Here is a 24,404-nt window from a genome sequence, read left to right on the forward strand (position 1 = left end):
ACTAATAAGCGCTAAAAAAATAAAGTTTACGACTTCGTTGATATATAATAACTCGGTAGTTCTATGAAGTGCTTATTTAGTATTTAATAAGCTAGGCTGCTGTAGTACAGATTATTGTAAGTTGAGTTAGCAGCTAATCATCATCTTCACTTACGAAAATCGGCTATGAGCTCATGGTTTATTTTAATTTTTTTTGCAAGGATAGACTTGTGCTGAATTCGTTCACCTGGATTTTAGTTGATCACCTACAAGCTTGTTGTATTCCTGGCAACAAGTATGGCATGGTTGTGTCGATCCATTAAAGTTATTGCGCATACTTTGGAGTGCTATATAAGCTTTTTAGCTGTCTACTTGTTTTTCATTACAAAGAATACGTAATTGCTGTTAAGCTTTCATTTTCTGCCCATTGTTTGGCGTGACAGAACGAAGATAACATCTTCAGCGCTGATATTAATAAATCTAAATCGCAACGTGTTTTTTTGCTAATAATAACTGTTGGAATGCCTACTATATCGTAGTTAGTGCTATAATCCTACACTGCAGTTATTGGCTTAGGTATGTGCCCCAGTAGGCATTAGATTTAGTATCATACTGCAACTACGGCCTTGAAAGGCAACGTAGTATTTTCGAATAGACCAAGGATACTAGCGCAGTTCGTTGAACTAGATTTAATCTTCTGTTATAGAGTATTAGTGAAATTTTATTGTTGCTTTCAGCGTAACCGAATGTAGACAATATAGTTTCAGTATCTTGTTTTAGTTTTCTAGCTACATGCTTTTAAGCAGGCAACCAGTAATGCTGTCTGCCTTTTGGCGAATCAATATTTTGCTGATGATAGGTAGAACTAGTTGTGAGCGCTGATTTATCAACTTCACAAGGTCTTTTAACCACAGTTAATTAAGTGATTTCTGCGTTAGCTGTGTCCATAACGCCATCGTACCAGCCGACTTGGAAATTGCCTCCAGTCGTGCTGAATGTTCGGCTAACTCCTGCTTACTGGCATAAATTATAGGAGTTGGGAGACGATCTTTAGGCAGCCGCTGGATTTCTGAAGGATGGTTGCTTGAGCCTTTAGTAGAGTAGTCGCTATCTGAGGTATTGCCAGAGAGGGATAAGCTGGTCTGCCCACTTGTCATAGTTAGGTAAACGTTGGCAAGGATTTCTGAGTCAAGCAAAGCGCCATGTAACTCGCGGCTAGAGTTATTGACTCCATAGCGTTTGCACAAAGCATCCAGGCTGTTAGCCTGGCCTGGGTGGCGCTCACGAGCCATTATCAAAGTATCTAGGATCAAGCAGTGCCGGGAAATATCTGCACGGTCAGTCTGACCTATCAGTGCAAATTCGTTATTAATAAAGCTAACGTCAAACGCTGCGTTATGTATGATCAGCTGAGCTCCATTGAGAAAGTTGAAAAACTCGTCGGCTACTTCGGCAAAGCGTGGCTTGCCCTTGAGAAATTTATCGGTGATGCCGTGAATGTTAATTGCGCACTGATCACTATCACGATCCGGTTGCAGGTAAACGTGAAAGTGACGTCCAGTAAGACGGCGATCCATCAATTCTATGCAACCTATTTCAATAATCCGGTGACCATTAGTCACCGGCATGCCAGTGGTTTCAGTATCAAGCACAACAGATCGGCTAGTTATCATGGTTTAACTCTTAACGTAGATGTATTTCAAATGGTGCGATATTAACACGTCAACTGGCTTATTTTTGCTTATAGCAAAGCAATTCATCCACGCCACGGTTAGCTAACTGATCTGCGCGTTCGTTGCCTAGATATCCGATGTGTCCACGAACCCATTTCCATATAACATTATGACGATTGCACTGCTCATCCAGCAATTGCCACAGGTCAGCATTCTTTACTGGCTCTTTAGTTACGGTTTTCCAGCCACGTTTCTTCCAGTTGGCTATCCACTCATTAGTGCCCTTCATCACATACTGTGAGTCAGTCACTAATAGTACATCACAGCGACGCTTGAGTTTTTCTAGGCCACGAATGGTACCCATCAGCTCCATACGGTTATTGGTCGTGTTGACTGCGCCACCCCACAGTTCCATCTCCACGCCCTTGCATACAAGCAAGGCGCCCCAGCCACCGGGGCCAGGGTTTCCCTTGCAGGCACCGTCAGTAAAAAGTTTTACGGTATCGGTCATTTATTACAATCCATCAAAACGCGATATTAATCAGTGATAGAAAGTATCCTGGAGGCTAAAAAACTTTGAAAGCAATCAAATGTGATTCACAGCAAGTTCTGTTTGCGATTTACCTTTGGTATCGGCATCAGTATTGGCACTAGATTAGCTATTGGTTGGCGCAGTACTTGATGCACTGGTCGTAGCCCGCCCCCGATTTTTCTGGCCACCAGTAAATAAAAACCGCCACCACACAATTGCCAGACGCTCAATCTGCGTTCCCAGCCAACTAAACGGTATTGCCATTTAGTTGATTCAAGCGGTGGACGATAGCACCCGAAGCGACATTTCTCTAACGCAAAGTTCAGCAGGTTCAGCCAGTCGCCTACCCGCGACGGCGAGATGCATCGCGCTTGACGCATACCATCATGAGCAAACAAATGGCGTAAGCCCCAACTGCTCCATGGGTTAATGCCGATAATGAGTAAATGGCCGCCAGGGCGCACACTGCTTGCGGCTTCACGCAGCAAGCCATGGGGCGATATACAGAAATCAAGGCCATGCTGCAATAGCACTACGTCGGCAGCATTTTCCCTTAACGGCCAGGCCTGTTCCTCGCAAACAATTTCGACTCCAGGTAATGGTGCCCCCAGGTAAACGTTATGTTGCACTTGCGCTGTAACAGGTAGCGTCTGTGAGGACGGGCCATAGTGCACTAGGTAGCTACCAAAAAATCGGCTTAACTCATCTTCGAGCATACGCCTCTCTTCATCTAATAAAAATTTCCCGATCGGCCCAGCCAGCCATTCATGGGCTGCGCTAATTAGAGCCAGCCACTCAGGATTGACCTGGGCGAACGCTTTATCAGTCATTACATTCTCCAACTCGCTTAGACGTTACTGATATAAGATGTATAAATATGTTGAGATTAGCGAATCGAAGTGATGATACAGATCAGTGCCCTACCCGCTTTCACCGATAACTACCTCTGGTTATTAAAAAACCTAAAAACTAAACACTGCGCAGTAGTTGACCCAGGCGTTGCATCTCCAGTACTGGCATGGCTTGCGCAAAATCCAGCCTGGATGCTGCGCGATATTTTAATTACCCACTATCATTATGATCATGTCGGTGGTGTTGAACAACTTAAAATCATAACTGGCGCTAAAGTCTATTGCCCAGCAAACGAGAAGATTCCGACGTGGGATGTCGCAATACAGAATAATGATCGTATTTCCATACTCGGCTGGGATTTCGACATTTATAGTTTACCAGGCCATACTCTGGGTCATATTGCTTATTATCATCAAGGCGTGCTTTTTTGTGGCGATACCCTATTTGCTGCCGGCTGCGGGCGTCTACTCGAAGGCACACCAGAACAAATGTACTCGTCGTTACAGCGACTGGCTACTCTGCCAGCCAATACATTAGTATACTGTGCTCATGAGTACACACAAAGTAATCTGAAGTTTGCCCAGGCAGTGGAGCCAGATAATGCTGATATTGCTGAACGTGTCACAAATGTCAAAAAATTACTAGCTCGCGGTAAAGTGACGCTGCCGTCTAATTTGGCACTAGAAAAACGTACTAATCCTTTTTTACGTACTGCAGAAATATCCGTTAAACAAAAAGCTGACGAATGGAGCAGCTTTAATAACCGTTTTGGAGTTGAGGTATTTACTAGCCTGAGGGCATGGAAAGATAAGTTCTAAACAGATATAACCTGATACTAAGTTTCTAAATGGTGAATTGGAGCTTAGGCACCTCTAAAACGCATTGCTATACTCAGCTTAACATGTAATGTTAGTTGTGTTTGCGACGCAAGCGCCAGGCTGTGAATCGATATTTTTTGTTGCGCAATCTAACTTAGGGCGCATAACTAGATACTGATGTAAGGATTAATCAAAAATTTATTTGGATATCTAAATATCTTATTTAAGCAAGTATTCCAGGACATCTGGACACGTATGCTATGGAGATGTCAATTGCTTGACGGTATGGACGATAATCTACGTATCAAGCAGCAGCGCTTGTAGTTTATCAGCAGCCAGTCTTTTTAGAGGATACTGAAGAACGCAGTAGCCAATGATTAACTATCTAATCGCCTAATACCATTATGATTGGTATGTAACCATTAGGTTAATGGTATCAACCTAAGATAGAGCACTAACATACCGCATGGCAAAGTATGCAAAGTAGTTTAAATAAAGTAGAAAATAGAATATTTATGAGCTCCATGATGATGCTGGTTGATGATGAAGTTGGAAAAAGTGCGTGGTAATATGTTAACAAAGCAGTTGTGCGACAAGGCTGAAGCAGTATGAGTGATTAAATCCGCCACAATAATTTCATCGCTGTGGCGATTATAAAGAAAGCTCGATTCATCAAGGATCAAATTCTTGACTTGTGCTGTTATAGCTTTCCACTAATTAAGTGTAGTTATAAGTTATTGCTGCGAATGCTATGATTGCCGAGAGCTACAGTTATAAGCAATTTGGCGTGCTGAAGTAGTCAACCAAATTCATTTATTTTATTTAGTAAACTTTACTTCTATTGGAAGACCTGGTGTTATAGTTAATAGTGTTTATCGCTCTTGAATACTTTTCACTATTGCACTTATAAAGTTATAAACTAGGTTTATAACTTTATAAGTGCAATACAATATCAATAAGCTAGAATCACTGTTCTAGTCCTGCTTCTTATGTAAATTTTAATTTAGCTCTAAACATTATTCGAGGTGGTTGTAAATTTCAAGCTATCACTTTCTAGTCGATATGAGGCATAGTTGGTTATGGTGCATCACTAAAATCAAGCCTGACCAGTCACTGGTATGCAAGCAGTTAAAGATTGTCGAGGTCAAGAAATGCCAGTTAGTCAAGATTGCTACAGCTTCAATACATTACTAATTGTCACGATAATAGTATCGTAGCCATGGAAGTTAAAGTCCTGACAGTTTTACTACTATCGGCAGGTTAGCCAGCATAAACTAGTTTTGTTTAGAATAAATACATATACAAAGTTGATCAGCTTGCTGCTGGATTTCAAATAAAGCACCAATCAATCTATTCAGTAACGCCTATATCCATACATTAATTTACTGCAAGAATGTAACAATGGTTGTTACTGGTTTGCCTAATCTAAACAAAATATCAATCTGCAATTTTTTGCGAAAAAATATTTTTTATATTGCTGGTAACCATCTATGGTTGCTAACCTGGGTTAGACTTGGAGTTATACTTCTACCATTTAAACGCAATTTTTTCTTGACTTAAAGACTAATTGTCTTAGCAATTTACTGCATTGATATCTTGTAGTACATCAAACTGCCATAAATGTATGTGGTTTTTTATACGTTTAGTAGGCAGTTTCTCGCAATCGATATCGCCCAGTTATGAACAGCAAGAATCTTTATTCTTGTTTAATATAAGATATATCCGATAGCACAACTACAATAGACTTACTGGATACAGTCATAGACTAACTAGTAAAAAGCTAATCAACATTCATTAACAACAAAGTCTGATTAGTTTTATGTTAAGGCATTGGATCACGTGTTGTAGCTCAACCATTAAGTCATGTTTAAATTATGCATTAAAATATATCGCGCGGTGTATTTGGAGCTACTTCAGCCATTAAAATTCGACAATACTTATAATATAGGTGAGGCTACATGTTAGGTCTAAATTTGAAGCAAAACTGGCCGTCACTCTAAACGTCCTACAGAACACTGATCTATATGACGAAGGGGTAGCAATAAAGTTGCCACTAAGTGCATCTTGGATATATCAAAACTAGTAAGCCACCCATGAGCTACACAAATACTTCAAGGACATAATGCAACATTAGTTGTTTAGCAGCAGCGAGTGATGATCGCCAATTAGTATACTGCTGCGTTTAGCGTCAGCGGTGCAATTAAGAATCCTAAAACTGTTTAAAAGTTACAAGTTATTTTAGGTATGGCGTAATTGCTTATCAGCTATAATTTCAGATTAATATGGCGTATTGCTAACCATATGCGTAATAGAGCAAGGTTTTATTATTAAAATAGATAGATAACGAGATGCTGTGCTATTCGCCACTGAATACTAAATATCTAAGAATTACTGCATGCAGAGTCAAGCGACAGCCTGGCAAACAATAAATTGAAAATATCTAATTTTCGATAAAAGGTTTGTACATAACACAGCTAACTTAAAGTGTTAATTGGTACTAATTTTAGCTTTCTTCAGAGCAAGACGCTGGGTATTTTCGATGAGGTTAGCTTTGGCAGCTTCAACATTGAGTCTAGCGACTCTGCGTTTATATTGTAAGTAAATACTGGGTTTGTGTTGATGGTTTAGCGGCTTACTTGTCTAAATTATCGATAAGCATGTCATTTGTATTTAAAAAAATACAAACAGCGCCTTAAAGCTTACCAGATATTTTGAACTGACTAACAAGCTGTCAGCAATATAATTATTGATTGGTGTTGCGCATTCACAGGATAAATACTTCTCCTTAGCAGGAATTAGTTAGTATGATGTGGCGCTTAATAAAGTTTTGCAATCACTGGCTGCATGGCATAGCTTTATCAGCTATAATATGGCAATAAAAAAGCTTTGAGCTATGTACTCATATACAGTGAAGCATAAGTAAGTGATAAAAAATAGTTGGATGTTGGTGTAGATTCTTTATTCATCCATAACAATTGATATACTTAATCGCGCTAATTTTTCTATAGGTGCAATGCAATACAATGAAATACTCATTCTTATTTGAAGAAAGCCATCGCTAGATGGCTCATGATTTGCTGCCAACGTCTAGTACAAACTAAGTTTTTCGGGGGTGGCTTGTGTTAACTTTACAATCCTGTGTCATACAGTAGTAAACTGTACGGATTTCAGCGCGTAGCGCTAAGTAAAGAGTTTATATGACTACCGTTACTTTGAAAACAGCTAAAGATATTTTAGGCATGCGTATTGCTGGTAAACTGGCCGCTGATGTGCTAGAAATGATTGCCGAATACGTCAAGCCAGGTATCACTACTGGGGCCCTCGACCATATATGCCACGATTATATAGTCAATGTACAACAAGCCATCCCTGCTCCACTTAACTACAAGGGCTTCCCTAAGTCAATTTGCACCTCCATTAACCACGTAGTATGCCATGGGATCCCTAGCAATAAACTGCTGAAGGATGGCGATACTCTGAACATCGACATCACTGTGATTAAAGATAGTTATCACGGCGATACTAGTCGTATGTTTCACGTTGGTAACGTGCCAATCTGGGCTGAGCGTTTGTCCCAGATTGCTCAGGAATGCATGTATAAGGCCATTAAAATCGTCAAACCTGGTTGCTGCCTTGGTGATATAGGTGAAGTAATTCAGAGTCATGCCGAAAAAAATGGTTTCTCAGTCGTCCGTGAATTCTGCGGCCATGGTATTGGTAAGGTATTTCATGAAGATCCGCAGGTTTTACACTACGGCTGCGCTGGCAGCGGCATGGAGCTAAAGGCAGGTATGACCTTTACCATCGAACCGATGATTAACCAGGGTAAAGCAGGCACCAGGGTCCTTAGTGATGGCTGGACGGCTATCACTAAGGACCGTAAGCTCTCAGCACAGTGGGAGCATACGCTGCTGGTCACTGACACTGGTTACGAGATCTTTACTTTGCGTACAGACGATACGATTTCACGTATCTCTGAGTAATAAAAAAGTTACTTTATAATACTAATCTATACTGTAATTTACTTAAAAAAGAAAGTCACTCAGCATCTAAGGTAGAGCTAATCATCTTCGATGATAGCCAATTACATATTGAACTTAGTACTAAAGTCAAAACTCAATAGTTTTTTCTGAAAGAAGACCGTCCGTCAGGTTTGCATAGTGCTAGACCAACGTTTTCATAGCGGTTTAAGGCGTTCATCAGTTGATTAAGATGGCGCCTGTTTTATCGACAATATACTGTAAAAGGCTTAAGTAACTAGTTCAGTTCATTTGCAGTAAAGATACTGCCAGCGTCTTGATCGTAGGTCTTAGGTTTATTTAGCAGCGAGCTACACTTTTTACTACGATATCGTTCTGCTAATTTTGCTATACAGTTCTAATCATAGGATTTTTTTGACAACTTTATCGGGTATTTCTGATGTTTCTATGCATGCTAGCTTAGAAGTATATTTTCGAGTATTTGCTCGACGAATAAGTGTACTAAAGAGGTATGCGCCAAAACTCACATCCATATCGTTATCACTAAAACAGTGAACCACACTGACATTAGCTTTCAAAGCCTTATGCTAGCGCATACTGTAAATTATTATCACAGAGCATACCTGAGGACCTAGCAAGGATTTCTTCCTGGCTAAGTATATTGAACAACAAGTTAGATACTACAAGTATGATAGTACTAGGATACAATCCGGCGTCTTAACTTCAAAAGTTTTTTAGCAGACTACGTAATATCTAGTCTGAAGATCGCTTGGTGCCAATATTATGAACTTACGTGCTATAGTTAATAGGCCTATTGGTTATAAACAGAAAAGGTTATAATACCTTCATTTTAAGAGTTTAAGTAAAATTGTGCTATATTTGTACATATTCGACTAACGTTCAGAAGAACGCCAGTTGTTTAATTAGCAGTACCATAAAGCTATTTTGTAGTGGTTTGCAATCAAAGATGCATAAAACTAGCATCGAAAGTTTTATACAATAGTATTATAATGTGGTCATGTGCATTGTTCGGCTCAGCAAGTTAATTATTTAGTATCTTGAAAGCATGATCATGGCGCTAGAAAACCTGACACCGCTGCACTTATACTTATGATACTGAAAATTATAATATTCATAGTTAGGCGGTTAGGAACTAAAACAGTGTATGCGCAGGTACCGTCTTCCAGCTACGTAAAAACCATAACTTAATTGATGATAATATGCTGCAACTATATCTATAGCAATAGCCTGACTATTGAGCTATTTAAATGCAAAATCAGTATTTGCTACTGCCTGTTGGCGTCTAGTTTTATTGTCCAGCAGATATAATCTGGCCTATTCTACATATATATCGATACTATCGACACTACATCCATACGCTGAAACCAATCAAGCATCTGCGTAAATTGCAATACATCCAGGTATCAAAAAAAATTTTGGCTGGTAAGCTACTGGCTAGGCTACTTAAGCCGAAGCAAATTTACTTATAATCAACCTAACGACATTAGTCGGAATCAACATAGCGATCACTCAGAAATCAGCGCTGTTTATGCCTAAGTTTTTCGCTAGCGCTACCAGTTAGTGTGGACAGCTACCAAATTTGTATGGTTAGTGCAGTAATCATTGTTACTGACTACCTAGTGCAAATATTTATCCAGCTATCGAGTAAGACAAAATTTTGCAGACTCATTATAGATAATAACTTACTTAGATTGTCTTTATGTGTTATGTAATGCTACTGATTCTACGCAGTAAAACTTAAAGAACCAACGACTATAATCTAACGCTTAGTGTTCGGCTAACTTAAGTATTTTACGTTTATGTTACAGGTAATTCTTTCCATGGTATCTGACTCTAGGTGATATCGCTAGAGCACATTGTGCTAGACGCGTTCTAGTTTGATAGCGCGTATCGGCAAGACTTTCCTTGAGCTCTACTTATTATGGAACACAATAACAAGATGTTGACTATTGGTGAGCGAGTAGAAAACATTTTCTTTGGTGCTGGTGCTAATAATTGTACGCAGTATCACTGAGCGTTATTCTGATGTTTGCAAGATGCCATTGCGCAGTAACTGATTCTAGCTCATTTTATTACATTTATGTTAGTATATATATACTTATAAATAATACCCCAAACTAGACATAGGTTTACTAATTTAAAAAAACTTTAAACTCTAGTGAGTAGCTATGCGTTTAACTATCTTATACATTTAGATTCAGCACGACGTCATATGTATAATAACATAAATAGCGTTTTAGAGTGTAAAAAAACTAGTTTGATTTAGAGAAATCTCCTGGTAGTCTTAGAAATATACGAAAGACACTCTGTGTACTTAGCTAGATCATTAGTAAACTGTGACAAAGATATTCTATTGGTAATTTAGAACCAGGTCTATGACATACATTAAAGGCACCATACTCATGGTTTAGGCCAAACACATTAACTACGTAGTCTGCACTTAGACTACATAACTAGCGATGCTAACATGTTTAAAAAAATCTCCTGCAGCAGCACTGGCTACTGCTGAACAATATAGCTTCAAACCCAGCTCACCAGTATTACATCATGATTATAATGCGGTATTGCGTTACTGGTCATCTATGATCTATACTATAAAACATATCGCCAAGGCTAACTGGCGATGCCCTTAGATAGAGATAATGATTTAACTTAATTATGCGTAATTATATTGTAATAGTTCCAATATAAAATTATGATATTGATCCAAATATCATAATCCTGAGCCCAATATCAATTGGGACAAAAGCTGTCTATGATGTATATGCTTATGATGACTTCTAGAAAGAGGTAGTCTATGACTAGTTTTGCAGCCAATAATTGGTAATCACTTGTTAGTTATAATTTATTACAGTAAATTTATCATGCATTACGAACTTTCTAATTCCGTAATCAGTAACGGATAAACAGTGCTAATAAGCGTATTTTGGAACGAGATAAAGCGATAGAAAAAGCTATATAGCTCATCTTGGAATTGTTTAAACTTAAACAGCGCAATAGATTTTGTTGCATCTAAATTTGCCTCACTCATATCAAGATCCTTAAATGTCTTACGAAAACATAATCACTAATCTGGTAATTATGGCTAAAGCTGCATAACTTTAAGTGTTCAGCCAACTGTGCCTTGAGGTGCGTTTTGCGCTACAGTAAGTCTGTTTGTTGTGTCAATGTTTGAGCTTCAGCTAGAATATGCTACACACTCTAACTGATCGTTAATATTCTGTTATTAACTGCGTCTTTGATCTCATTGACTAGCGCACCTTAAACGACATCAAGTAGATTTAGATTTCTAAAAGTTTCTCAATCTTCTGGACATATGGTAACGCTATAGAAACCTTTGCAAGGTTTGGCTGATTGCGTTGTAGTTTATCTTTCATAGGATTTTTTCAAAAATCTGCTTCATGGCAACAGTAAGGCAACGCGTGTGGTTACTACTAGCGACAGCAAAATCACGCCAGTAGTGCTAAATATCAGCTAGTTGCGTTTGGAGAAAACAAAGGTTAGGCTGGCTATCAGCCAAGATACTAATATTAATACCTATTAATATCATAGCTCTGCGTATACTGTCAGCAGCCAGTAAGAATTGGCCCTTCGGAACTCACGTCAGCTCATTTTGTTATGCAGCCATTGTAGTTTTGCTAGAAACACGCCAGACGCTCCATATCTAAAATAAAGCGCAATACTACTAATACAATAAAAATTGCCATGACACTCAGATAGCATTACCATATAAGCGGCTAGTGTTTATTTTAAAATTTGTTATGGGCATAATAATTTCGGTAGTTAGCTTAACAAAAGCAAAAAACTTATGTCGCTGCAGGCATACTGCATTAGTAACATCAAACATATATGGTTGCTATGCTGCTTCAAGTTACGCGTATTTATCTAAATACAGAAGTAGCCATGCTAGCCAGATCACTCCACACTAACGACTGTATCGTCAACCGCTACTAGTATCAAAATCAGACTGACGCCCGTTACAGTAAAAGCTAGAAAAACTAAAGTTTAAATATCATCCTAAGAAATGATGTAGTTAGTCTTGACTTTGGTGAGTAACACTAACAACATAGATAATGTCGGCATCGATCTGCATAAGCGTTACAACTCGTATTTTGGCATTAGCTAATCATCAAAAAAATAATAGCGGTCAAAACAGAGATGGAGACGGTGCTGGATCTAGGCGCTACAATATAGCTATAGCCTAAGTGTAACGCCTAACTAGTAAAAACCACAACGTCGATCTGTACTACAAGGATACAGACAGAGAAATAATACCGCCAGATAAGATGCGACACACTAAATAGTGTCTAGAGGGTAATGGCGGTAATATGGTAGTTTGCATAACGCGAATTTCCGAGCAATCGGTTTATTATTATACTAAATTATACTAATAAAGTAGCAACCAGTCGTTGATGTGCCATACTAGCTGCTTATAATGCGCAACGAACATTGCTGGCTGCACGACCATAAAATAGCTAGCATTAGTAGTACATATTCTACCATATCGCGTAACTAGAAAGGTTGGTAGGTGGTTTGAAACCGTGGAGCAGTACAGCTTCTCGCAAACTTCAAGACGAATGCGTAGCCTATCTTAATCAGCCGTAAGCTATTGAATTGATACTTTACAACTATTGACACTTAAGCGGCTGTTGCTCAATGTTGATAAAAAACCGTGATTTTGCTTCAACTAGATATTTATTTAGTCGACACTCAGTTAAGCCAATCATTTCATTTTTTAGAGGTAATAGCATGTCCAATTCTCTATTTAGCCTTGGTTTTGGCATTGGCACTCAAAATCGTGAAGGTGCTTGGCTAGAAGTATTTTATGCACAACCGTTACTCAATCCATCTACTAAAATTATTGGCGCTATAGCGCCGATTTTAGGTTATACTGAAGGTAATCAGGCTATTAATTTCAGTGCAAGTCAGTCGCTGCAGTTGACTGAAGCACTCCAAAGCATTGACGCAGCCCAAGCTACCTTGTTAAGTCGCCTAGCTAAAAGCCGTACCCCATTGGTCGCTACTATACTAGCCAAAGACACTGCGTTAACCTCTACGCCTGAGGCATATCTCAAGCTACACTTGCTTTCCCATCGCCTCGTTCAGCCACACGGTTTAAGCCTGGCTGATATGTTTCTACAGTTGCCGAATGTAGCATGGACTAACCATGGTGCAATAAATATCACTGAGTTAGCCGAACGCCAACTGGAAGCGCGCTTGTGTGGTGAACTGCTAGAAGTGTTCTCGGTAGACAAGCTTCCAAAAATGACTGACTACGTAGTACCGGCCGGCGTACGTATCGCTGATGCTGCACGTATCCGCCTGGGTGCCTATGTTGGCGAAGGTACTACCGTGATGCACGAAGGTTTTGTAAACTTTAACGCCGGCACTGAGGGTCCAAATATGATCGAGGGACGCGTTTCTGCTGGCGTATTTGTCCATAATGGTTCAGATCTTGGCGGCGGCTGCTCTACTATGGGTACCCTGTCTGGCGGCGGTAACATTGTGATTACAGTTGGTGAAGGCTGCCTGATAGGTGCCAACGCTGGTATCGGTATCCCGCTAGGCGACCGTAATACTGTAGAATCCGGTTTGTATATCACTGCTGGGACCAAGGTTGCGTTGTTGGATCAGCAGAATGAACTGGTCAAAGTAGTTAAGGCACGTGAGTTAGCTGGTCAACCAGACTTGTTGTTTCGTCGTAATTCAGAGACTGGTGTTGTAGAGTGCAAAACCTATAAATCGGCTATTGAACTAAATAAAGCGTTGCATGCGCACAACTGAGTATTTACCAGGTACCACTAAAGCTTAGATTATCTCTTTCAGGTTACGGTGAACTTATACGAGTTCTAAGTATAGGTAATAGCGAATATATTATCTTTACTTACGCTATAGCGTATATTCTGAATCTTTTAGTATGTAATCTTAAGCATTTATTAAATGTGAGCTATTAGATTGTTACTAGCTATCTCGACAATAGCACATTAGCTATGCTAGCATAGCTACAACTAGCTACACACTCACACGGTAAGTGTTGCTGATAAATAATAATAACGTGCTTAACCCTGGTCTGGTAGCTGGACATTAATGTCAGCTGTAATGTGTAGATTCTGAATGGCGACCACTACGTGTTTGTTGTACTGGTCACAAGCTCTATACTCTTTAGCGAAGTATAGCATGCCATATAACCATAATAAAGTTGTTAGCCTAGGTGTTACTATGTTTTTAAGAAGTACACTATCAATTATCAGTGTGATTAGCCTGTGCGCCTAGGTTTATAATATTGACGACATAGCTTTGTGTTGCTTTGCCACTAAACTTTAAAGTAGCTACTTATAAGTAGTCGTACGCGAAACCTACTAGTACTGTCTATTTTCATCTCTCTACCGTCGACAAAGATCTTCTACAAGCAATTATCGCATATCTATGCAAAGATATTTTGGTTGTCGGCAGCAAACATATAGGGCAATGCTATTGTGGTAGGCTATAAATACTGGAAAAACTAGTAATCGCAGTGCGACATCAAATCTATCCTCTAAGCCAAATAGCTAATTTTAGTACGGCAAATTTTGCACAATTGACTTGTACTTAGTTAATTACCACAGGTAGGTGCTACCTGTGGTAGTGATATGGATCTTGTTGAACTGACAACAGACAATTTAGCGACGCTTTCGTCGATGTAGGTTTATCATACTTGCTGTGTTACGTGATATATTATTAACGCCATATTGTTATGACTTACTAAGTTTGTCACCACATGTACTGTGCGATTGTAGTATATAACTTGAAAATATTCAACTATCACATAGATTGTAGGTTTACAACTTTAGATTTGTTCAGTGCATGCAATTAATGGTTATTTTGCGTATGCAGACATTCTAAATTAAACAGCTAGATCTTGCTAGCCACCTAAAAGGTGGCGTACGTTATAAGTTACATAGCGACAAGTTCGAAGCGTTAAGCTATAAATAAAGAATTTAGACAGACTTTCGTTGATTAGTGTTCGTTTTTAGCTATATGTTCTAATGTGCTCGGTGAATGGTAAATTTTAAGGAGTAATACGCTTGTCATAGGTTATCATGTTTGTCGTGTTACGCTTTATAGAGCTTATAAATATCTATAGCATCATATAAATTTATACTTTTGCTTGTATAGCCAGAGCACTGGTAACATTAACATTGTGCACTGGCTGCTAGACATAGATTAACCGCTTATTTGCTATCTTCTGGTTAGCTTGAATAGATCTTTTATTTTTACATGCTTACTTTTCAATAACATGAGTTCCTGTAGAAAGATTAATACATGACCGATGATGAGATATACTTATAACCTAGCGATCATGAGGTAAATCGTACAGATCATATACGTCATTAACTCACTGATAGCATTTTTATAGATAGTGTCTATAAGATAGCAAGATATTTCTGCCTGTGCATGCCATGATAAATCATGATTATCTTAGACATGGAACAGTATAAACACACAATCTAGTGCACTCAGCATTTTACGTATGTGAGTCAAACAGCAGAGTTATGCTCTGCAAAAAAAACACGCTTGAAGTTCTGATCATAATGCCTTGATTGGTGGTTAGACATGAAAAAACTTTTTTATTAAAGATTTGTCTTGCTGTCTTAAGTTAGCTAGCTAAATAGTTAGCTATCAAGAATAGCAACAAAATGTTGACTTTAGACTAAACTCTGCATACCTACATGCTTGTATACGATTGCAAGCAATCTGAACTGCCAATGAAGAAAACTATTGTGTGATTAAGGTTTTGATCAGTCACGAAAAATCAGTTACTGAGTTTTCGTAGATGTTTAGTAGTGACGCTCATAACGATACTCTAGCAAAAATCAACTTTAACGACCGAGTGACGTTTTTTGGTATAAATTGCGATTCAGCAATCATACGTGCCAGCTTATGTTTATTGGTACTCGTGCTAGTTGTCTTTTATTTTAGACTTGGCTTACTATATCGGTTTAGCCTTGATTATATCATATTGCTGTGCTAAGTATGTCATAGTATAGATTAGCTATGACTGCGGCCAGCTATTACGTATAGCTTAGCGTGACAGTCAGTACTTTACTAGCACTTTGACGCGCTTTGGGCATATTTGTCATTTTGCTGACAAAAAACCTGTGAACTCACAGAAACTTTCTAAGCCAAGAAATATTGGCACAAATTCTAGATAGTGAAAAGAAATATAGAGATTTCTACTAGAAATTGTTTATCTATGGCATGATTGTTATAATGAACTAACGTATATAGGTTAACCGTCCAACAATGCTATTGTTAACCATCTGGTTACCTTAATTTTAAGTTTCCAATAATCTACAATAATGCCAAGTATCCAGCTATGTGAAAAATAGTGCGTAATTATTACGGATCAAGCAACCGCTAAAAGCGGTACCCGAGTAATTGATTTAGATTATTACGTGTAGCTAATTTAACTCAAACGTGATGTACTTATTAAAGTATAGTATTACAAGTCTTATATACAACAAATAATACTGAGGTGATCATGCAACTAGCATTAATATGCTTTTATGGATCAGCTGTATTAGATAATGGTACTATGTAAACTTTTTGTACCGTTATCGCTTTATTGTGGCCTATGCCAATAATAGCAGCGCTAATCCACTACTATTAATTTTTTTGTGATTCAATTATTGGCATTGGTTATGTTTAGGATGTGAGATGATATTCCTGTAAGCCACCACGTGTAGCCAGCGCAAATCTCTAGAAAGCGCTATACATATTATTTACTTGGTGAGTATTATTTTTTTTGCTATCATCAAGGCAAAACGATATATGTGTTACTATCAGTATTTAGTGTGTTTGTACACTGAAAATACGGTGTAATCATAGATTTTATGGATAGCAATTTCTTAAGCCTGAGAATAGATGCCCGTCTTGCTGTTTTGTATAAAGCGCAGCACTTAATATCTACCTAGTATATAATTTATTGAGTCATGTGATACCTGCTTCTAGATCGTGAAGTTACTGGTTAGGTAGCGCAACTTTAAGTTGCGCTCTGATTATAGCGTTCCTGTCGTCGCTACTAAATTTATCTTAAGGTTAATCCGGTAACGGCTGAGTTAAAACTTACGTGATGCGCTAATACGCTGACCAGCGCCATCTATGTTTATAAAACAGTTGCCTTTTGTGTAATTATACAAGAATTGATAGCTATTTTATAGAAATAGCTGTTCTACGCCTTGTATTTTACTAGAAACTTATGCTGTAATATGTTTCTGGAGTTACTTAGATAATGGCCCACGCTACTTTTTCGTTGACCATTCAACTTGCTATCGACCTGATCCGGCGCCCGTCGATTACTCCTATCGATGCTAATTGCCAGAAGCTGATGATGCAGCGCTTAGGCGATGTTGGTTTTACGCTTGAGTCAATGCGTATTGAAGCTGTGGATAACTTCTGGGCTACTCATGGTCAGAACGACGGTCCAGTGCTATGTTTTGCCGGACATACTGATGTGGTACCTACTGGCCCCGTACAAGCCTGGCAATACGACCCGTTTAATGCGCTGATTGATGAGAATGGCATGCTTTGCGGCCGTGGAGCTGCAGACATGAAAGGTAGCCTAGCAGCAATGCTAGTAGCTTCACAGCGTTTTGTTACCGATTACCCTGATCATAATGGTTTGGTAGCCTTTTTGATCACCAGCGATGAGGAAGGTCCTGCACAATACGGCACTAAGGCCGTAGTTGAGCGTTTAGCAGCGCGTAAAAAGCGTCTAGACTGGTGCATAATTGGTGAACCATCTAGCGCTACGCTAGTTGGCGACGTAGTCAAGAACGGCCGCCGTGGTTCTCTTAGTGCCACCCTTACATTGCATGGTGTGCAAGGTCACGTGGCTTATCCGCATTTAGCAAAAAACCCAATCCATATGGCAGTCCCTGCCCTTGCAGAACTAGTTGCCGAGCATTGGGATGACGGTAACACCTTTTTCCAGCCGACCAGCTTGCAGATCTCTAATCTTCATTCTAGTACCTGTGTTACTAATGTAATCCCAGGTCACCTCACTGTGATGTTCAACTTCCGCTTTTCTACTGAATCTACCATGGAAGGTTTGCAAAAGCGTGTTGCGCAAATTCTCGACAAACATAGTCTAGACTGGCATATAGAGTGGGTACTGTCTGGATTGCCATTTCTTACAAAACCTGGCGTATTGCTCGGTGCCGTATCTGCCAGCATCAAAGCTATTACCGGACGCGAGACTAAGATATCCACTAGCGGTGGTACTTCCGACGGGCGCTTTATTGCGACTCTAGGTGCTCAAGTTATAGAACTTGGCCCAGTTAACGCGACAATTCACCAGGTCAATGAGCGTATTCTGGCTAGCGACCTCGATGTACTGACAGAAATTTATTATCAGACCATGATTAGGTTGCTTACTTAATGTTTATTTGTATTATTTGTAGCTTGCCTCTCAATACAGAGTGTAATAGTGTGCTAGTCTGACCTTGAAACGTCATTTTTACTGAATGCGCTAGAGTTCCTAAATTAATTGCTGATACAGCACAAGAACAGATGTAGCGTAAGTTAACGATGCTGGTTATGGTTAAACAAGGTGTGCCGCAACATTTCTTAACGTTAAGCACTATGTGCTAGTTGCCAAGCGCTTTGCTAAATTGATAGCAAAGCATGCGTCAGATATGACAGCCAAGATATTTGTTATGGCTAAGATAAATTACATGACACAAATTACCGAGGTCATAACGCATGCCTATGTTTAGGAGCTTGATATCCACAATGGAGTAGCAAATTATGCTGACTATTGCAAAGCTATAAGCTTAACTTAATTAATTAAAGATATGATATAATATATTGGTAGACCGGTACCATTTACTTTATCTACCTATGCCAGTGTATTTAGTTTATTATATTAGTAGTATACTGAATGTTTACTAGGCTATCTCAGCTTAGTTGTTTGTCGTCATAGACTAATTGCGTTGACTTGGCTTAATAAGGTTAGAACTACAAGTGTAAGATTAGTAATGTATTAGTTATTTAGCTACCAAATGCTGTACAAAAGTGGAGTAACCGGTACCTTCAAAGCGACCCTAGAGATGTGAAGAGAGTTACGCTAAGTTTCTACGGATCGCTAAGTACGTTACGAACAAGGTTGGTGCCGCTGCGCAAATATAGCAGTTATGGTTTAGTTAGCCTACGTCTTTTCTCGCATTATAAATATTGATAACCAGTGTGCTGAACTCATTGTTCAGAGTACTCTAGTTCGTAGCAATACTGGAATTTATGCCTATCTATCAGGTAATTCTCCATGGAGCTAAGAAAGGTACATTTGGCACGCGTTTATGTGGTTTGTATCAGTATACAAATCAATAAGTAACAGAGTCAGCTAACTTTCCTATCATAGACTTAATAAAATTACAGATAACCGTGAGGCTTGCCAAATTCATTGTTAACAGCTTTGATTTACAATTTCAAAATTCTATTTGAATCGGCTGCCTAGCACGATTACATTTTTTATGCTAGCGTTAAACATTTATTTTATTAAATATTCTACACTCTATGTAGCATATACAATGCTGTAGGGGTACTTTTATATAAGTAAGCTATGCAAATAGCAGCCACCTAAAAGATATAGTGAGTATATCTGCCTGTGCTAGACTATACTGTAGCAATCAGTATAAAGCGAACCGTAGTGCTTGATACTTACTGTGTAATTATCAGAGATTCAGTACTAACCTAGATAAACACTAGTTATTTTATAGTCCGTCGTCATCCTACTACATATGATCACCATTATTTCTATGGTTATCATAGTATTTATATGGTTAATATAAGCGCGCAAAGGAAAATTTTTTTACAGACTAATACTTTGAGACAGCGCATACGATAAGCAAAAGTCATCGCTAATACTACTGGAATCACTATCTCTATTACTAAGATAATGTTGATACGAATAAGAATCTTATCAATAGCGCGATAGCTAATACTTAGGTGAGTAGCTGGATTAATTTATCGTCACTGGTTTTACTGCTACCGATTGACCTGATATATTATATAGTTTAATGTTTTAATAAAAAATGTTTGTGCAAGTGTGCAAATTACTCTTCGAGTATTTTATTGGTCATCTTGAGGTTACTCTGAACAAAAAAGTTGTATGCGCTTCTAGTAGCGTTTAAAAAACTCGCGGTAGAGACTTGTAGCATTTTCCGTCCTTTGCTGCCAGCTGCACCATTTCTAATGGCATGTCTTATAAGCGTGCTAGTTTGATGTTATACAATCTAATCTAGATTTTTTTTCGTCATGCAAGCTAGAGCTGCAGCTAAATTGCAATGCTGGAGGCGTAATCCTTAGGAATAATATAGATACAATAGTTCTTGGTACATACTAAACTTTTTCTAAAGGTTGTGTAAAAAGTATTGTTAAGCAATCGTCTATGAATATCTGCGGCAGTAAGGTATCCAGCGAATATCGCTGATCTTTTACGTAGCTAGTATTAAAGCTTAAGAATTTATATGGAGCGTATCGAATTACGATCCATAAAAGTGACATGTTATGTACTGGGATGTAAGAACTAGAGGATGCGTTCGTGCTTGCCAGTTGCTATCAACTTCTTATATGTAAGCTGAGTGAGACATATTGCAATGCTTTTAGAAATGTAGCGCCATGCCTCATTTTTTAGGTGTAAAAGAGTTTAATCACTACTAGTTTCGATTATTAGAAACAATATAATCTAGAGATTACGCAACACTTATTTAGAATAATTGACATTCATCAAGAATTACTTTTTTGAGTACTATATGTATATGCACCGCTTTGTTAGACTAATTCAATAATAATACTTGCTAGTCCTCGTAGTGGTATATGTATGTTAGCTATAAACCACCAAATTAATAGTGGCCGTTTTCTAGTACTAGCTATATAGTTAGTCTATATGTGCTAGAATGACAACGCGCTATTTGCATACCTCTATAATAGATGACAACACTAAAACGGTTACGCAGTGCTATCAGTTTGATAAAAATACAAGTATTTTCCTGTCGCTGAAGGCAACTCGATCTATAAGGGTATACAATTTCTAGTCAGCCATAAATAATAGTTCATAACTATAACTAGGCAGGACGTTGTTTGGGCTTACTCCTACAGTGCTGCTAATACTAGTTGATTGATCTGAAAATAATATAAACCTAGTTTTATTAGGCTGCGTAGCACTCTCTATTTGCAATAAATCATTATGATAAATAAGGTTTATCTAGCTTAAATTACCTGTTTTAACTATGCTGGAGATGTACGTTTAGCGATCACTATATCCATGTCACACTATAGTATCGTGTAGCGAGTTAAGTTTTATTCAAAATATTGAGTTTAGCTTTAACTTGCCTATTATCCTCTATTTGGCGTTTATTGATTTGACTGCTAGTATGAAAGTTGAGTTTAGTTTATGACAGTTGTACGCTTTCGCTAGCGCGGCTTTTATTTTGCATATCTATGTACCGATGGTTGCAGTTATACCGCAATGGCCGAGAGTAGATAGTGAGATTGAAGTCTCTTTTCGTAACTATAATACGCCAGCATGAGAACTAAAAAATGACAGGTGACGTAATATAAAGGAAAAGTGCTAGCTATGCTAAATAGCTATTTAGAAAATATAGTTTTGTATTAAAGTTATTATACGATAATCCTTTAAATATTAATAGCCTTTAACAAATCAAAGACTTGATAGTAATATCAAGTAATCATGAAGTGATTAAAATTTAATTTTGAGCAATATTTGTGCTGTAGCTACATTAGATGCCGATAAACTATGATATTAATGTATTAAAACTAACGATTTATGACTACTGTACCTATAAAGAATATTAATTATAGCAGCAGCTGTGGTGCAGTGCTAGGAATAATTGCTGGTGATATATTTCAAAACTGTTTGATGGTTAACTATGAACAGACAATACTATTGAGTATAACCCTGTAATATCTAAAGTTTTATGGTAGAAAAAAACTTTTACCCGCTTTAATAGCATGGCGACTTTATGTTTGCTGCATAGCTTGGTTGGTAACTGATTATGTAAGCTTGCGAAAGCTCATGCATATGAAGTAGTGAGATTGTTCATACTAGCCCATAAACCATACAGTTTTGTGTTGCCTATAAATGAGGCTCTTAGCCTAGCGTAGGTTCAAGATTTGAGTGTTTTTTTATGATATACATCATACCGGTTGGACTTGCCAACCAGCGCATAGCTACGTTTTGGTCCTTCAATGCATGAAGCTTTACGCGGGCGCTTCACTACCACGCGGTAGATTGCAAGCGCTAATGCTGCCGCTAATAAAGCTGGCGCATCCTCGTCGTCACCTACTATTGGACGGAATAAACGCATATCTTTCTTCATTAAGGCTGTTTTTTTGCGATGCGGAAACATTGGATCAAGGTAGATCACCTGTGGTAACTCGCTTTTCCAATTGAGCATTACCTCAATCGAGTTACACTTAAGCAGTCTCATGCGTGCTATAATCGGTGCTACCTTAGAATCACTTGCACCGCGTGCTAGGCCATCTTCGAGTAATGCACCGATCAGCGGTTGACGCTCAATTAAAATTATTTCACAACCTAGACTAGCCAGTAAAAATGCATCCTTGCCCATTCCTGCTGTGCCATCCAGTATACGTGGGTGTAAGATTTTATTAACACCGATAGCCTTAGCAATCATCTGTCCACTTCCACCACCATATAAACGTCTATGCGCCACGCCACCATTTACAAAATCTACGTGTACCGGTCCAAGCTTTTCATAGCCTAGCTTTTGTAATTGCAAACCATTTTTGCTAACTTGCAGGGAAAAGTCAGCCTCATGTAGTTGCAAAGGTAAGCCAAGTTTTGCAGCTAAGTGCTCAGCGCGTGCCTGAAAATCATTAACTAAAGCTTCGACTCGAATGCGACTGGTCATTGATAGTTAGCTCATTAATCTATACGCTTAAAAATATTAATGGTAGACAAATAACAGCATCTAAAAAATAATAATTAGGTATTTACGTAGTACTAAACGCTAACTAATAAAAAATATCAGGTATTGCTTGTCTAGCTGTTGATTGTATTGCTGATCCATAAATACTAAGACTTGCATAATATCTAAGCACTAATTTAGGTGAACTGTATTGTAGTACAGGCCTTAACCAGATAGTTAGTCGAATATCTCGGAGATATATCTGGTGCTATTGCTGCTAAAGAATTGGTCGCTTACCGTACTAGGTAGTCAAACCTAGCTAGCATGCCAGATTACTGTCGTAGATCTTTGCTGGATATGAGTACGACGTAAAAAAAGACTGAGATCATTTTATCTGTGTCATCATTCCTGCTGATTAATAAATTCGAACTATATTTGCTATTACTGGTCGTTCTTCTTTAATATAAAAACAAACTGGTATCGCAACAGAAAGAATTAAATTTTTACTAGTTTACTAGGCACCACTAGCTGATCCTTATCTAGCCTATGCTTGACCACCTGATTAGTAATAGAAGAACCCTATTTACTGCAAATAGGACTTCAGTGCGAGGTCTGGCAATGATTGGTAACTAGAACAGCGCTCCATAATATTTTTGTGAAAAATTAACTTTAATTATATAGTCAGATAGTTAACTGAGGTATAAATGAACACTTATGTGTATGTAGATCACCATTAAAGCTAGCAAGAGATTGTTTCAACTTATATAATTTAAGGAAAAAGTATTAGATTTCTAACTCACGCACAGTTAATATGGTGGGGCACTAATGGACAACTTAGCTATCGGTGTTAGTTATGGTGATAAATGTAGCGTTTTTTAATTAAGCATACAGCATAATTACAAATATTAAAGTTTAGCTAAATAGCTAGCGTTAATCAAGTTGAAGCAGTTCTAGGTGACTGATGTTAACTGCTACTGGTAGATGTTTAGGACCATTCATAATATCCGCTATCTTACCTAGATATTGCAGCGAGAAGCTTGCCTGTAATTATAGGTATACTGGCTTAGTAAGCTTAAGCAACTTTGTTCTAATGTAAGAGAAATATTCGCTTCCTTGGTTGTTACTATGACTAATGTTTGCATGGATTTTAGAAGTGAAGTGAAGATTATACAAATCTTCAGGCATAACTACAGTGGGGCACTGTAGAGTTACATACTAAAGTTTAACATAAAAGCAATGCTATCTTCAACGCCTTCTAAGACTTAGAGCTATATAGTTAGATAGTCTCTGGAGTGTATATTAGTAGTGTAATACAGGCATTCTAGATAATGTGTTTTGACTTTATTGCAGGCAATCACTTTGGTCAGGTAACACATCAAGTCTAAATATCAAGACTAATCGCTTGTATATCCTATTTTAAAAATCTAGCAGTAGTCATGGAGTAAAGTTAATAGTGCTTTTACTTTTGTTTATGGAGTAGAAGTTAATAATGCCATATTGCTAATCTTGGCAAGTTACTGCTGATACACATATTATACAAATAACTATGGTTCACTGGACTGCGATTGAAGCTAGACTTCAATGAATTTTAGTAAATTTTCCATGGACTCGTTTATCAT

At 38.2% G+C, this 24,404-nt stretch carries 8 protein-coding genes; 4 read left to right on the forward strand and 4 right to left on the reverse strand.

The features are described from left to right. Positions 1-893: 893 nt before the first annotated feature. The 3 genes from dnaQ to C3B55_RS02200 all read right to left on the reverse strand — a co-directional run bounded on the left by dnaQ (position 894) and on the right by C3B55_RS02200 (position 3,014). On the reverse strand, positions 894-1,649 hold the full coding sequence (gene dnaQ, locus C3B55_RS02190; protein ID WP_129211889.1) for a DNA polymerase III subunit epsilon: 756 nt from the start codon (positions 1,647-1,649) through the stop codon (positions 894-896). Between the two features lie 61 nt (positions 1,650-1,710). Next, positions 1,711-2,163: a ribonuclease HI gene (gene rnhA / locus C3B55_RS02195; protein WP_129211073.1), complete on the reverse strand. Its 453-nt coding sequence runs from the start codon at positions 2,161-2,163 to the stop codon at positions 1,711-1,713. Between the two features lie 86 nt (positions 2,164-2,249). Then, the gene (locus C3B55_RS02200) at positions 2,250-3,014 is read right to left on the reverse strand and encodes a class I SAM-dependent methyltransferase (RefSeq protein WP_129211075.1); all 765 of its coding nucleotides are present in this window, start codon (positions 3,012-3,014) and stop codon (positions 2,250-2,252) included. A 72-nt stretch (positions 3,015-3,086) separates the two neighbouring features. On the opposite strand from C3B55_RS02200, the gene gloB reads away from it, so the two are divergent. The 4 genes from gloB (at position 3,087) to dapE (ending at position 18,275) form a co-directional block, all read left to right on the forward strand. Beyond that, complete coding sequence (gloB, locus tag C3B55_RS02205; RefSeq protein ID WP_129211077.1) at positions 3,087-3,854, forward strand: hydroxyacylglutathione hydrolase; 768 nt, start codon at positions 3,087-3,089, stop codon at positions 3,852-3,854. Between the two features lie 3,197 nt (positions 3,855-7,051). Then, positions 7,052-7,837 carry a type I methionyl aminopeptidase gene (gene map, locus C3B55_RS02210; RefSeq protein WP_129211079.1) on the forward strand — a complete coding sequence of 262 codons (786 nt, stop codon included), beginning with the start codon at positions 7,052-7,054 and terminating at the stop codon, positions 7,835-7,837. 4,767 nt (positions 7,838-12,604) lie between these two features. Then, entirely contained in the window at positions 12,605-13,639 is a 1,035-nt protein-coding gene (gene dapD, locus C3B55_RS02215; RefSeq protein WP_129211081.1) for a 2,3,4,5-tetrahydropyridine-2,6-dicarboxylate N-succinyltransferase, read from the forward strand. Positions 13,640-17,126: 3,487 nt separating this feature from the next. Further along, positions 17,127-18,275, forward strand: a complete 1,149-nt coding sequence (dapE, locus tag C3B55_RS02220; protein ID WP_129211083.1) for a succinyl-diaminopimelate desuccinylase — start codon at positions 17,127-17,129, stop codon at positions 18,273-18,275. 3,745 nt (positions 18,276-22,020) lie between these two features. On the opposite strand, the gene C3B55_RS02225 is transcribed toward dapE, so the two are convergent. Next, entirely contained in the window at positions 22,021-22,788 is a 768-nt protein-coding gene (locus C3B55_RS02225; RefSeq protein ID WP_129211084.1) for a class I SAM-dependent methyltransferase, read from the reverse strand. Between the last annotated feature and the right edge of the window lie 1,616 nt (positions 22,789-24,404).

The sequence above is a fragment of the Candidatus Pseudomonas adelgestsugas genome (genome assembly GCF_004124255.1).
Classification (GTDB): Bacteria; Pseudomonadota; Gammaproteobacteria; order Pseudomonadales; family Pseudomonadaceae; genus Aquipseudomonas; species Aquipseudomonas adelgestsugas.

Coding starts and splice junctions, on each gene's coding strand:
- gloB (WP_129211077.1), top strand. CDS start 3,087: ATGATACAGATCAGTGCCCTACCCGCTTTCACCGATAACTACCTCTGG.
- dapD (WP_129211081.1), top strand. CDS start 12,605: ATGTCCAATTCTCTATTTAGCCTTGGTTTTGGCATTGGCACTCAAAAT.
- C3B55_RS02200 (WP_129211075.1), bottom strand. CDS start 3,014: ATGACTGATAAAGCGTTCGCCCAGGTCAATCCTGAGTGGCTGGCTCTA.
- dapE (WP_129211083.1), top strand. CDS start 17,127: ATGGCCCACGCTACTTTTTCGTTGACCATTCAACTTGCTATCGACCTG.
- rnhA (WP_129211073.1), bottom strand. CDS start 2,163: ATGACCGATACCGTAAAACTTTTTACTGACGGTGCCTGCAAGGGAAAC.
- map (WP_129211079.1), top strand. CDS start 7,052: ATGACTACCGTTACTTTGAAAACAGCTAAAGATATTTTAGGCATGCGT.
- C3B55_RS02225 (WP_129211084.1), bottom strand. CDS start 22,788: ATGACCAGTCGCATTCGAGTCGAAGCTTTAGTTAATGATTTTCAGGCA.